12 protein-coding genes and 1 tRNA gene are annotated in these 12,763 nt (G+C 68.2%); 8 read left to right on the top strand and 5 right to left on the bottom strand.

The window, feature by feature from the left end; all coding sequences use genetic code 11:
* The first annotated feature begins 83 nt into the window (after nt 1-83).
* On the top strand, nt 84-677 hold the full coding sequence (locus FFS62_RS15870) for a 2-hydroxychromene-2-carboxylate isomerase (protein ID WP_137973801.1): 594 nt from the start codon (nt 84-86) through the stop codon (nt 675-677).
* 1 nt (nt 678) lies between these two features.
* Here the strand turns inward: FFS62_RS15870 and FFS62_RS15865 are convergent, their stop codons facing one another.
* From FFS62_RS15865 to gabD, 3 genes are all read right to left on the bottom strand, one after another.
* Nucleotides 679-1,896, bottom strand: a complete 1,218-nt coding sequence (locus FFS62_RS15865; protein WP_137973800.1) for an HDOD domain-containing protein — start codon at nt 1,894-1,896, stop codon at nt 679-681.
* Nucleotides 1,897-2,098: 202 nt separating this feature from the next.
* Nucleotides 2,099-3,376 (bottom strand): 4-aminobutyrate--2-oxoglutarate transaminase, encoded by a 1,278-nt coding sequence (gene gabT / locus FFS62_RS15860; protein ID WP_137973799.1) that lies wholly within the window; start codon nt 3,374-3,376, stop codon nt 2,099-2,101.
* 203 nt (nt 3,377-3,579) lie between these two features.
* The gene (gabD, locus tag FFS62_RS15855; protein ID WP_137973798.1) at nt 3,580-5,031 is read right to left on the bottom strand and encodes an NADP-dependent succinate-semialdehyde dehydrogenase; all 1,452 of its coding nucleotides are present in this window, start codon (nt 5,029-5,031) and stop codon (nt 3,580-3,582) included.
* Between the two features lie 127 nt (nt 5,032-5,158).
* Between gabD and FFS62_RS15850 the strand changes: the two genes are divergently transcribed.
* Nucleotides 5,159-5,371, top strand: a complete 213-nt coding sequence (locus FFS62_RS15850; protein ID WP_137973797.1) for a hypothetical protein — start codon at nt 5,159-5,161, stop codon at nt 5,369-5,371.
* Here the strand turns inward: FFS62_RS15850 and FFS62_RS15845 are convergent.
* Nucleotides 5,360-6,367, bottom strand: a complete 1,008-nt coding sequence (locus FFS62_RS15845; protein ID WP_137973796.1) for an AraC family transcriptional regulator — start codon at nt 6,365-6,367, stop codon at nt 5,360-5,362. The two genes, FFS62_RS15850 and FFS62_RS15845, sit on opposite strands and share 12 nt — an antisense overlap.
* Nucleotides 6,368-6,503: 136 nt before the next feature.
* Between FFS62_RS15845 and FFS62_RS15840 the strand changes: the two genes are divergently transcribed.
* The 6 genes from FFS62_RS15840 to FFS62_RS15815 all read left to right on the top strand — a co-directional run bounded on the left by FFS62_RS15840 (nt 6,504) and on the right by FFS62_RS15815 (nt 10,035).
* Nucleotides 6,504-7,559: a fatty acid desaturase gene (locus FFS62_RS15840; RefSeq protein ID WP_137973795.1), complete on the top strand. Its 1,056-nt coding sequence runs from the start codon at nt 6,504-6,506 to the stop codon at nt 7,557-7,559.
* Between the two features lie 72 nt (nt 7,560-7,631).
* Nucleotides 7,632-8,351 (top strand): NAD(P)H-dependent oxidoreductase, encoded by a 720-nt coding sequence (locus FFS62_RS15835; protein ID WP_137973794.1) that lies wholly within the window; start codon nt 7,632-7,634, stop codon nt 8,349-8,351.
* Nucleotides 8,348-8,512 (top strand): rubredoxin, encoded by a 165-nt coding sequence (locus FFS62_RS15830; RefSeq protein WP_137973793.1) that lies wholly within the window; start codon nt 8,348-8,350, stop codon nt 8,510-8,512. The genes FFS62_RS15835 and FFS62_RS15830 overlap by 4 nt, the downstream gene beginning before the upstream one ends.
* 55 nt (nt 8,513-8,567) lie before the next feature.
* Nucleotides 8,568-8,644, top strand: a tRNA-Arg gene (locus FFS62_RS15825).
* A 233-nt stretch (nt 8,645-8,877) separates the two neighbouring features.
* Entirely contained in the window at nt 8,878-9,063 is a 186-nt protein-coding gene (locus FFS62_RS15820; protein ID WP_171016354.1) for a hypothetical protein, read from the top strand.
* Between the two features lie 204 nt (nt 9,064-9,267).
* Nucleotides 9,268-10,035: a hypothetical protein gene (locus FFS62_RS15815; RefSeq protein WP_137973791.1), complete on the top strand. Its 768-nt coding sequence runs from the start codon at nt 9,268-9,270 to the stop codon at nt 10,033-10,035.
* A gap of 6 nt (nt 10,036-10,041) precedes the next feature.
* Here FFS62_RS15815 and FFS62_RS15810 read toward each other — a convergent pair whose 3' ends face one another.
* Nucleotides 10,042-12,636 (bottom strand): LuxR C-terminal-related transcriptional regulator, encoded by a 2,595-nt coding sequence (locus tag FFS62_RS15810; protein ID WP_137973790.1) that lies wholly within the window; start codon nt 12,634-12,636, stop codon nt 10,042-10,044.
* Between the last annotated feature and the right edge of the window lie 127 nt (nt 12,637-12,763).

Genomic DNA, 12,763 nt, shown 5'->3' with positions numbered 1-12,763 from the left:
TTCCCAGCCCGCCGCCTAGCCTGACCGCCGCTCGCTCAGTCGTGGTTGCGTGCCCCAATAACAAAGCAGAAGAGCAAAAGAACATGAGCAAGACCGTCGAGTTCTACTTCGATTTCGGCAGCCCCACCACCTACCTGGCCTGGACCCAGCTGCCGGCGCTGTGCGCCGAGACGGGCGCGGCCCTGGTGTACAAGCCCATGCTGCTCGGTGGCGTGTTCCAGGCCACCGGCAACGCCTCGCCGGTGACCATCCCGGCCAAGGGCCGTTTCATGATCCAGGACCTGGCGCGCTATGCCCGCCGCTACCAGGTGCCGATGCAGTTCAACCCGCATTTCCCGATCAATACCCTGCCGCTGATGCGCGCCGCCGTGGCGGTGCAGCTGCGCATGCCGGAGCGCTTCGAGGCCTTCCTCAAGCTGATCTTCGAGGCCATGTGGGTGCAGGCGCGCAACTTGGGCGACCCGGTCGTGCTGGGCGAGGTGCTGGCTGGCGGTGGCTTCGAGCCGCAGCAGCTGCTGGCGCTGATCGCCGAGCAGGACGTGAAGAACGCGCTCAAGGCCACCACCGACGAGGCGATCAAGCGCGGCGTATTCGGCGCGCCGGCGATGTTCGTCGGTAACGAGCTGTTCTTCGGCCAGGATCGTCTGGACTTCGTGCGCGAGGCCCTGGAGGCCTGACTCAGCGCACGTCGGTCAGCCGCGGCAACTGTTCCAGAGTGGCGGCGTCCAGGTGCAGCATGCGCGCGCTCTTGTGCTCGGCCAGTGGCGCGAAGGATTGCCCGGCGTCGAGCGGCGCGGCCTGGGCGGCCAGGTTGAGCACCAGCGCCTCGCGCGAATACACGCCACTGCCCAACTGGTAGACCGCGGCGATCAGCTGGCGCAGTTCCAGCGGCAGGCGCCAGCGGGTGCGCAGGGCCGAGCCGAACGGCGCCGCATGCTTGTGCAGCGCCGCCTCGAGCTGCGCTTCGTCGAGCGCGCCGCCGCGGCCATGCCAGTCCTGCAGGGTACGCAGCAGGGCCAGGTCGCCCAGGCGGTGCAGCAGGCCCGCGGTGAAGCAGCGCTCGGCGTCGGCGCCCAGGCGGGAGGCCAGCCAGTGGGCCAGCTCGGCCAGGCGCTGGGATTGCGCCCAGATCTTCAGGCCGGCGGCCATCAGCAGCGGATCGTCCAGGCTGGCACCGCGCTGCAGGGCCAGGCCCAGCGCCAGGTTGAGGCTGTGTTTGGTGCCCAGGCGATGCAGCGCCTGGGCCAGGCTCTGGCAGCCGCTGCCGCGGTGTTCGGCAGCGCTGTTGGCGGCGGCGATCAGCTGGGCGGTGAGCTGCGGATCGTTGTGGAAACGCCGCTCCAGTTCGTCCAGGTCGGGCGTCGCCGGCCCATGCAGCAGCTCCAGGGTCTCGTGCACCTGGTTCAGCAGCGGGGCGCCGGCGGCCGTTTCGCGGGCCTTGTCCAGGTACTGGTCGAGGGATTCCTGCGGGGCCAGCTCGGGCAGCGGGCAGCTGACTTCCTCACCCGGCTGCAGCAGCACCTGGCGCAGGCGGCGCAGCAGGTCCTCGGCGTCGAACGGCTTGGCCAGGTAGGCGGTGGGTGCCAGTGGGGCCGCGGCGCGCACGCTGCTGGCGTCGATCTTCTCGGTGATCAGGAAGAACGGCAGCGGCGGCTGCGCCTTCTGTCGGCGCACCTCGCGCAGCAGGTCGAGGCCACCGATGCCGGGCAGGCCGAAGTCGACGATCAGCAGTTGCGGCGAGGCCTGGCGGCATTGCTGCAGCACGCTGGCGCCATCGCCCAGGGCGACTATGTCGGCGTCGCAGCGGGCGCTGCGTACCAACTGGCAGATAAGGTCGGCGGTCCAGCGGTCCGCTTCGCCGATGATCACACGGGGCACCCGCTGCGACTGGGGCATGGCAAGTCTTCCCTGGGATGGCCGCATGGCGACCGTTACCCAAGCAGCCTAGCCCATCGTGCGGGCAAAAAAAGACCCGCCGGAGCGGGTCATGAGGGAGTCGCCCGGCCTGGTGAGAGCCGCGGGCGAATCTGGACCGCCCCCATGCACTAGGGGCGGCACGCAGGATGTGGCCCCGCCCGCAAAGGCAGGGCCGTGACGCTTAGGCCAGCTCGTCGAAGCACTCGGCGACGATGGCGATGCCCTTTTCCAGCTGGGCGTCGGGGATGGTGACCGGCATCAGGAAGCGCAGCACGTTGTAGTAGGTGCCGCAGGACAGCAGGATCAGGCCCTTGTCGCGCGCCTTGGCGACGATCTTACCGACCAGCTCGGCGGCCGGCTTGCTGTGGTCGCCGTTCTCGAACAGCTCGATGGCGATCATCGAACCCAGGCCGCGCACGTCGCCGATGACCTTGTGCTTGGCGGCGATGGCGTTGAGGCCGGCCTTGAGCTTCTCGCCCACGGCTTGCGAACGCTCCAGCAGTTTCTCTTCCTCGAACACTTCCATCACGGCCAGGGCCGCAGCGCAGGCGATCGGGCTGCCGGCGTAGGTGCCGCCCAGGCCGCCCGGGGCGATGCTGTCCATGATCTCGGCCTTGCCGCAGACGCCGGAGATCGGGAAGCCGCCGCCGACCGACTTGGCGAAGGTGGTCAGGTCCGGGACGATGCCCAGCTGCTCGGTGGCGAAGAAGGTGCCGGTACGGCCGGCGCCGGTCTGCACTTCGTCGGCGATCAGCAGGATGCCGTGGGCATCGCACAGGGCGCGCAGGCGCTGCATGAACGGCTTGGAGTTGACGTAGAAGCCACCCTCGCCCTGCACCGGCTCGATGATGATCGCGGCGATGTCCTGGGGCTGGGCGTCGTTCTTGAAGATGCGCTCGATGCTGGCGATCGACTCGTCTTCGCTGATGCCGTGCAGCGGGCACGGCGCCAGGGCGCGGAACACGCCACCCGGCATCAGGCCCATGCCGGCGGAGTAGGGAACCACTTTGCCGGTCAGGCTCAGGGTCATCATGGTGCGGCCGTGGTAGGCGCCGGTGAAGGCGATCACGCCGGCGCGGCCGGTGGCGGCACGGGCGATCTTCACCGCGTTCTCCACCGCTTCGGAGCCTGAGGTGACCAGCAGGGTCTTCTTGGCGAAGTTGCCCGGCACGCGCTTGGCGATCTGCTCGCACAGGGCGATGTAGGGCTCGTAGGCCAGCACCTGGAAGCAGGTGTGGGTCAGCTTGGTCAGCTGTTCCTGCACGGCGGCGATCACCTTCGGGTGCAGGTGGCCGGTGTTCAGCACGGCGATGCCGCCGGCGAAGTCGATGTACTCGCGGCCGTCGACGTCCCACACGGTGGCGTTCTCGGCGCGCTCGGCGACGATCGGGTGGATCTGGCTGACGCCACGGGCCACGGCGGCCTGGCGACGTTGCAGGAGGGATTCGTTCTTGCTCATGTTGTCCTCATAAGCCGCTTATGGCGGCCCGGTCCAAGGATGATGACGGGGCTGGGTGGGCGTGACAGCTAACGATGATCGAACTGTCGCCTACCCGCTGGCCGTCGGCTGGGTTAGCCGGTGCCACCACCGGAAACGCCGACGCCGGGTGACCACGACTCCTGCCTGTCACCCGACACCCACGGATTCACTACCCGGGCGGCTTATACGCCGCCGAGGCACATGTATTTGATCTCGAGGTAATCCTCGATGCCGTACTTGGAGCCTTCGCGGCCGAGGCCGGAAGCCTTCACGCCGCCGAACGGCGCCACCTCGGTGGAGATCAGGCCGGTGTTGATGCCGACCATGCCGTACTCCAGCGCTTCCGCCACGCGGAACACACGACCCAGGTCGCGGGCGTAGAAGTAGGAGGCCAGGCCGAACTCGGTGTCGTTGGCCTTGGCGATCACTTCGGCCTCGTCCTTGAAGCGGAACAGTGGCGCCAGCGGGCCGAAGGTCTCTTCCTTGGCCACGGCGGCGTTGCTCGGCACGTCGATCAGAATAGTCGGTTCGAAGAAGCTGCCGCCCAGGGCGTGCGGCTTGCCGCCGGCGACCAGCTTGGCGCCCTTGCTGAGGGCGTCCTCGATGTGTTCCTGGACCTTGGCCACGGCCTTGTTGTCGATCAGCGGGCCGGTGGTGGTGCCGTCTTCCAGACCGTTGCCGATCTTCAGCTTGGCCACCGCGGCCTTCAGCTTGTCGACGAAGGCGTCGTACACGCCGTCCTGGATGTACAGGCGGTTGGCGCACACGCAGGTCTGGCCGTTGTTGCGGTACTTGGAGATCAGCGCGCCTTCCACGGCGGCGTCCAGGTCGGCGTCGTCGAATACGATGAACGGCGCGTTGCCGCCCAGCTCCAGGGACACTTTCTTGATGTCGTGGGCGCATTCGGCCATCAGCTGGCGACCGATCTCGGTGGAGCCGGTGAAGGTCAGCTTGCGCACGATCGGGTTGCTGGTCAGCTCGCCGCCGACTTCGCCGGCGCTACCGGTGACCACGCTGAACACACCGGCGGGGATGCCGGCGCGCTGCGCCAGTTCGGCCAGGGCCAGGGCGGAATACGGAGTCTGCGAGGCCGGCTTGAGCACCATGGTGCAGCCGGCGGCCAAGGCCGGGCCGGCCTTGCGGGTGATCATCGCCGCCGGGAAGTTCCACGGGGTGATGGCCGCGGTCACGCCGATCGGCTGCTTGATCACGATGATGCGCTTGTCCGGCTGGTGGCCGGGGATGGTGTCGCCGTAGATGCGCTTGGCTTCTTCGGCGAACCACTCGATGAAGGAGGCGGCGTAGGCGATCTCGCCCTTGGCCTCGGCCAGCGGCTTGCCCTGCTCCAGGGTCATCAGGCGGCCCAGGTCGTCCTGGTTGGCCATGATCAGGTCGAACCATTTGCGCAGCTTGTTGGCGCGATCCTTGGCGGTCAGCGCACGCCAGGCCGGCAGGGCGCGCTCTGCGGCTTCGATGGCGCGGCGGGTCTCGGCGCGGCCCATCTTCGGCACGCTGCCGAGGATCTCGCCGGTCGCCGGGTTGTTCACGGCGAGGGTCTGGCCGCTGTCGGCGTTCAGCCACTGGCCGTCGATGAAGGCTTGCTGACGGAACAGCTGGGCGTCTTTCAGTTGCATGGTGGTCTCCAGGTGCGAAGCGCCGACGGGGCAGGCGATCAAGCAAATAGCGGGCAGCCGATTTCGCTGTCCAGCGTTTGAAATGTCAAACGAATCCTAGGGCCGGCGTCGACAAAGGGCAAGAGCTATGTTCGATAAAACCAACAAAATAACCAAAAAGAATGAATGCCGGGCGAGTCGCGGTTATTTCGCCGGCAACCTCGCGGGAGGCGAGATGGAGCGCGCGTTCCAGATGCTGGGCGGGCGTTGCGGGTTGGTAATTCTTCTGTTCGATATAAAGAACGTTTATGTCGGATGGCCTGTAGCCCCGTTCGCCACGCGCTACAGGTCAGCCCTGTAGCGAATCGCGGTACTGGCTGGGGCTCTGCCCGGTCCAGCGCTTGAAGGCGCGGCTGAAGCTGCTGCTGTCGGCGAAGCCGAGCAGGTAGGCGACTTCGCTGATCGAGCAGTCGGCCTCGCGCAGGTGATCCAGCGCCAGATCGCGACGGGTATCGGCCAGCACCTGCTCGTAGCTGCTGCCCTCGTCGCTCAGGTGGCGCTGCAGGCTGCGCAGGCTCAGGTGCAGGCCGTGGGCCAGGGCCTCGGCCGAGGGTTCGCCATTCGGCAGGCACTGCTCCAGGGCGCGGCGCAGGCGGCGCGCCACGGTGTCCGGCTGCAGCGCTTCCAGGCGCTTGCGCAGCACCGCCTCGTTGTGCGCGGCCAGCTCCGGGTTGCCGTCGCCCAGCGGGCGGTCGAGATCGGCGCGGGCGAAGCACAGCACGTCCTCGCTGGCGGCGAAGTGCACCGGCGCGCGGAACACCTCCTGCCAGGGGCTCGGATCGCTCGGCAGCGGCCGGCGCAGGTGCACGGCCAGCGGTGCATAGTCGCGGCCCAGGCGATTGCGACAGGTGCGCACGTAAATGGCGGCGAAGGCGTCGATGGCCTCGGGGGCCGGCGCCGGCGAACCGGGTGGCAGGCGCAGGTGCAGCTCGCACACTTCTGCCGTCTCGCGCAGCTCCAGTTCCAGGGCGTCGCTGACCACCTGGTGGTAGCGCACGATGCGTTCGAATACTTCGCGCAGGGTGCCGCTGGCCATCACCGCCATGCCCAGGGCGTGGAAGGTGGTCGGCGCGACGTGACGCGAGGTGTGCAGGCCCAGGGTCGGGTCACCGCTGGCGGCCACCGCCAGTTGCCACAGGCGCGTGGTGGCGTGCAGCGGGTAGCGCGCGTTGGCGTCGTCCAGCAGTGCCGGGTCGAGGCCGGCCTCGCGGCACAGGGCGGCGCTGTCCAGGCCGAGCGCGTCGAGCTGGCGGCGCAGGGCTCGAGTCCAGCTGGCCAGGGTGGAGGGTTCAGTCATGCAGGTTGGCATTCTCGGTCAACAGGTTGGCGTTGTCGGTCAGGCAACGCGGCGCGGGGGCGCGCACTCTAGCCTGGCCTGATTCCAACAACGATCCGTAGCGCCCCGCATGGCGCCGCCACAAGAGGATGCGTGCATGACCCCGACTCCTGCAACCCACCAGCAACGCTCGGCGCATATCCGCGCCGTGGTGATGGCGCGTGGTGACGAACTGCGCCAGCGCTACCCGATCCTGCAGCACCAGGATGCCCTTGGTGCCGGCATCCTGGCTTTCGCCCTGGCCGGCATGATCGGCAGTGCCTGGCTGTATGCCGAGGGCGCCATCGCCTGGGGGGCGTGCCTGCTGGCCAATGCCTTCTTCGCCTCGCTGACCCATGAGCTGGAACACGACCTGATCCACTCGATGTACTTCCGCAAGCAGCGCGTGCCGCACAACCTGATGATGGCGCTGGTGTGGATGGCGCGGCCGAGCACGATCAACCCATGGATCCGCCGTCACCTGCACCTGAATCACCACAAGGTCTCCGGCACCGAGACCGATCTGGAAGAGCGCGCCATCACCAATGGCGAGCCCTGGGGCTTCGCCCGCCTGCTGATGGTCGGCGACAATGTGATGTCCTCGCTCATCCGCTTCCTGCGCGCGCCGACCTGGGAGCGCCGCAAGATGATCGTCAGCCGCACGCTCAAGGGCTACGCGCCGCTGGGCCTGCTCAACTGGGGCACCTGGTACGTGTTCCTCGGCTTCCACCTGATCGACTTCGTCGCCTCCGCAGCCGGCGCGCCGATCGCCTGGTCGGCCACCACCCTGGCGGTGATGGATGGCGTGACCTTCGCCGTGGTGGTGCTGGTCGGCCCCAACGTGCTGCGCACCTTCTGCCTGCACTTCGTCAGCTCCAACATGCACTACTACGGTGACGTCGAGCTGGGCAACGTGATCCAGCAGACCCAGGTGCTCAACCCCTGGTGGCTGTGGCCGCTGCAGGCGTTCTGCTTCAACTTCGGCAGCACCCACGCGATCCACCATTTCGTGGTCAAGGAGCCGTTCTACATCCGCCAGATGACCGCGCCGCTGGCGCACCGGGTGATGCGCGAGGCCGGCGTGCGCTTCAACGACTTCGGCACCTTCACCCGCGCCAACCGCTGGGATGCGCCGAGCAAAGAGGCTGTTGCGCCGGTCCAGCAGACCGCCTGATCGTCCTTGTGAGCCCCGGTTTTCCGGGGCGCTTCCGGGGCCTGCGGGCCCCGCGCTTTTTCGGAATACCGCATGAACATCCTGATCGTCCACGCCCACCCCGAGCCGCAGTCCTTCTGCACGGCGATGAAAGACCTGGCCGTCGCCACCCTCGGCGGCGCCGGCCACAGCGTGCAGGTCTCCGACCTCTACGCGATGAACTGGAACCCGGTGGCCTCGGCCGCCGACTTCCCGCAACGCAGCAACCCCGATTACCTGGTCTATGCCCTGGAGCAGCGTGAGGCGGTCAAGGCCGACAGCATCGCCGACGACATCGCCGCGGAGCTGGACAAGCTGCTGTGGGCCGATCTGCTGATCCTCAACTTCCCGCTGTTCTGGTGCTCGGTACCGGCCATTCTCAAGGGCTGGATCGACCGCGTGCTGGTCTCCGGCGTGTGCTACGGCGGCCTGCGTTTCTATGATCGCGGCGGCCTGGCCGGCAAGCGCGCGCTGCTCAGCTTCACCCTTGGCGGGCAGGCGCACATGTTCGCCGACGAGGCTGCCGTGCACGGCGATTGGGAGCCGATGCTGCGCCCGTTGCAGCGCGGCACCCTGGCCTATGTCGGCATGAGCGTGCTGCCGCCCTTCCCCGCCTGCCACGTGCCCTACATCAGCCAGGAAGCGCGCGAGGAGATCCTGCGCCGCTACGGCGACTACCTGCTGCAGCTGGAGTTCGCCGAGCCGCTGAGCTTCCCCTCGCTGGCCGACTTCGACCGTGGCCTGCATCCGCTGCAGCAGGAGGTGCCGGCATGAAGACCTGGATCTGCATCGTCTGCGGCCTGATCTACAACGAAGCTAAGGGCTGGCCGGACGACGGCATCGCCGCCGGCACGCCCTGGGCCGAGGTGCCGGACGACTGGCTGTGCCCCGACTGCGGCGTGAGCAAGGCCGACTTCACCATGCAGGAGCTCTGAGCGACAGGTCGCATGGACGCCCGCGAGGCGGATGCGTATGATTGCGCCCCGCAACGCATCCGTAGCTCAGCTGGATAGAGTACTGCCCTCCGAAGGCAGGGGTCGTGGGTTCGAATCCCGCCGGATGCGCCAAACACAGGTTTCCGTCACTGCCGGAAACACCGCGAAAAGCCCGCCCTGATGCGGGCTTTGTTGTTTCTGCGTTTTGCCACCGCGCCGGCGCAACGGCCTGCGTGCCCTCTGATCCAAGGGCTTCGACGGCCAGCGAGCGACCCATACCGATGGCAGCGGCATGGCTCGTCAAGTCTGGCGCTTCGCTATAGGATTCCGTCACAGCAGACAGGAAATGGGCGGCGCAGAAAATGATGGGTTCGGACGAAGAACTACGCGAGGCCGAAGAGCGGCTGCAGGACGAATCGAAGGAGCCTGCCCAGGCCGACGATGCCGGGCCGGATGCACTGAAGGATATCGCGCCGTCGCTGCCGGAAGATGTGGCCAAGAAGATCCTGCGCGAGGCGTTCAAGCATTTCCCGATTCCCGGAAAGAAGTAGGCACATCGCACGCTCCACACTGCCACTCCAGATATAGAAAGAAGGCCCCAAGGTGAAGACCTGGGGCCTTTTCTTTTGCCTGGCGATTACCGTCGTGCATGGCCATGAGAGATCGGAAGCCAGCCGGCCGAGGGCTTGGCCATAGAATCGACTGGTCGCCGCGTGTTGCGGTGGCGTCGCTCCCCCTCAGTGAAGAGAACCGGCATGCCTGCACTTCGCCTGTTGTTGATCGGTTGCGCCCTGCTCCTGAGCTTGCCGCTGCAAGCGCAGGGCAATGTCCAGCTGGAGCTGTTGCAGCTTCATGCCTGCCGCAGTGTCGGCAGCTTTCTCGGTTTGCGTGGCGAGGGGCTGCAGCCCGAGCATCTGCAGGTGCTGCGGCGCGACACCGAGCAGCTGCGGGCCAGCTTCGCCGCTATCAATCCCGCGCAGAGCCAGTCGTTGCAGCAATCTTATGCGCGCTTACTGGCCAGCCTGGAGGAGGGCCTGAGCTATGGGCCGTCCGAGAACGATCTGCCCTGGCGCTACCCGGAGCAGCTCAGTCGCGCGCTGGTCGATCTGCTGCGGGCGGCCGATGGCCTGGACGATGATCGGCACGATGCTCCGCTGCTGAGCGCGATCAAGCTGGAGCTGCTCGCCACTCAGTACGCCGCCCAGGCCTACCTGGGCTACTTCGAGGCCACACCGGGGGCGGACGGCTCCTATGTCAGCCAGGGTGAGCAACAGCTGTTGGCAGAACTGGATGTGGCCATGGCGCAGCTGCTGCCGCTAATGGCGGGCAGCGCGCCGGACCAGGCCCGGCGGGCGAGCGCGGACTGGCGCTATCTGCGCATGGCCCTCGGCGACTTCGACCGCGCCGGCCGTGCGCGCCTGGGCCGCTCGGGGCGTCCGCTGGCGCCACTGATGGTCGGCCGGCATGCGCGCGGCATGAGCGAGCGCCTGGTGCAGCTGGCCGCCGTCACCGAGGCGCGCTAGCGGCGCTCAGCCCAGCCAGCCCTCCGCCTTGGCCCGCGCCACGGCCTGGGTGCGGCGCTGCACGCCGAGCTTGACGTTGATCCGCCGCGCATGGGTTTTCACCGTGTGCAGGGAGATGTACAGCTGCTCGGCGATCTGCTGATTGGAGTGGCCCTGGGCGATCAGCCCGAGTACCGCCAGCTCGCGTTTGCTCAGCAGCGACTCGCTGGGCAGCTCTGCGCTACCGCCGTCGGCGCCCTGCAGCAGCTGTTGCGGCCAGGCCGGGTTGCCCGCCAGCCACTCCGCCTGGCGTTGCTGCAGGCTCAGCAGCGGCAGCAGTTGCTGCTGGCGTTCGGCCTCGCCGACTGCGATGCGCAGGAGTGCCTCGGCCTCGGCGGCGCGGTCGCTGAGGTGCAGGGCCTCGGCCTGGCTCAGGCGGGCATGGGTAGCCAGGCTGTGATGACCGCTGCGCCGGCAGTCGTCGTGCAGCTCCTGCAGGTCGCTCAGTGCCGTCGCCGTCTCGCCCAGGGCCAGTTCGGCCTGGGCCAGGTACAGGCGCGCCCGTGGCAGCAGGTCGTAGAAGCCGGAAGGGGCCAGCAGGCGCTCGCTCTGCAGGCGCTGGCGCACGCGCACGAAGGCGTCGCGGGCCTTTTCGGCCTCACCCTGGCGTAACCACAGGCAGCCATGGGCCAGCTGCAGCATCTCCCGATAGCGCACCTCCGGCACGTGGGACAGCTGCATCTGTCGTTCGGCGCGGCGCAGCAGGTGCTGGGCGCTCTCGGTATCGCCCTGGGCCCCGGCCAGCTCGGCCAGCCCCAGATAGCCGAACAGCAGGTAGGCGTCCTCGCAGCTCTCGGCCTCCTGGATGCCCTGTTGCAGCACCGCCTGGGCGGCGTCGGTGTCGCCGCGTCCGGCCAGCAGGGTGCCGCGCAGCAGCAACAGCCTGGCCAGCACCGGGCCGCGCTGGTCGGCGCCCTGCAGCAGCTGCAGGCATTGTCCGGTCTGCTCCAGCGCGCGTTCGCGCTCGCCGAGCATGGCCAGCAGGTGAATATGGTCGACGCTGAGCAGCGACTCGAACAGCACGCTGCCGCGCAGGCGCGCCAGGCGCAGGCCTTCGTGGCTGTAGTGCTGGGCGCTGGTCAGGTCGAGCTCGGCCATGGCCTGCTGGGCCAGGGCCTGGTTGCACAGAATGTGCTGCGACCAGGCCGACTCGTGCAGGACTTCCAGGGCCTCCAGGCAGTGCTGGCGGGCGCTGGCCTGGCCGCGCTGACGCTGCAGCACGCCGAGCACCGCCTGGTACTGGGCGATCAGCTGCTGCTGGCGGCGGGCATCGGGCTGCGGCAGGAAGCGGGTCAGCTCGGCGACGCAGGCGTCCACTTCGTCCAGGCGGGCGCAGATGATCAGGGCCCAGGCCTGCAGCATGATCAGGCGCGGCGTGCTGTTGAACAGCGTCGGCGGCAGGCCGTCGCGCCAGTGCAGGAACTGGGCGACGCTCTGGCCGATCAGCAGCTGGTCCTGGCCATAGCGTTGCAGGTAGTTGGCCGCTACGTCCGGCTGCGCGGCCCAGAGGGCATGCTCCACCGCCTCGCGCACCGCATCGCGGGCGGCGAACCACTGGCAGGCGCGCACGTGGGCCTGCAGCGGCGTCTGTCCGCCCGGCATGCGCTTGAGCATGGCGGCCAGCGGGCGCCACAGGCGGAACCATTCGCCGCAGCTATCCAGGCCGTGGAGAAACAGCTGGCGCTGGCGCAGCTGCTCCAGCACCTGGGCGCCGCCATGTTCTTCCAGCAGGTGTTCGCACAGGGCGGCGGAGAAGCGCGGCATGTGCGCCAGCACGAACAGCGCGTGCTGCAGCGGTGGTGGCAACGTGGCCAGCACCTCGCGCTCGAGGTATTCCAGCAGCAGCGGCGTCCCGGCGGCCAGGCGCTGGCCGAGGTTGTCGGCGTGACCGCCGATCAGCAGCAGGCAGACACCGGCCGGCCAGCCTTCGCTGTGGTGCAGCAACTGGGCGGTGAGTTCGTCGGGCAGGGTCTGCTGGCGCTGTTGCAGCAGGCGGCCAAGCTCGTCCTGGTCGAGGGCCAGGGCGTGTGCGTCGACCTCCTGCAGGTCGCCCTGCAGCAGCAGGCGTGGCAGGTTCCAGGCCGGCCGGCGGCGTCCGCCGATCCACCAGCGCAAGGTGTGCGGCGCACGTTCCAGCAGGCGATCGAGGCAGGCGTCGAGTTCGGCGCAGGGTTGTCGTGGATAGTCGTCGAGAATGATCCACAGCGGTTGTTCGACGCGGCCGAGCAGCAGGCCCAGCTCGGCGCAGGGCTCGCCGTCGCCGTGGGACAAGTGCAGGGCGGCGGCCAGGCGCGCGAGCAGTTCGGCGGGGCTGTGCGGATGGCCGAGCAGGTCGAGCCAGACCACTTGGGTGCCGTGGGGCGCCTGGCGCGCGCATTCGTTGAGCAGCACGCTCTTGCCGAAACCGGCGGGGGCGCAGACCAGGGTCAGCCGGCAGTCGCCGGCGAGCAATGCCTGGGTCAGGCGCGGGCGGGCGATATGGGCCGCCGGCAGGCGCGGTAAGGGATGCTCCGGTTGACGCGAAATGGCGGCCGGATGCAGGGCGCGAACCTTGTCTTGCATGGTCGTGGCCTCGGCTTTTGTTGTGATTGTGGGCGTCGGGATGGGGTCGATGTTACCCAATCGCGCCGCTTAGTTGGCCGTGCAGACAAAAAAGGCGACCACTGGGGTCGCCTCAAGTTGGAGCAGC

Origin of the sequence: Pseudomonas sp. F(2018), assembly GCF_005508865.1 — a bacterium.
In the GTDB taxonomy this organism is placed as follows: Bacteria; Pseudomonadota; Gammaproteobacteria; order Pseudomonadales; family Pseudomonadaceae; genus Aquipseudomonas.
The sequence above is the reverse complement of the archived record's forward strand: the minus strand, read 5'-3'. Positions and strand labels throughout refer to the sequence as shown.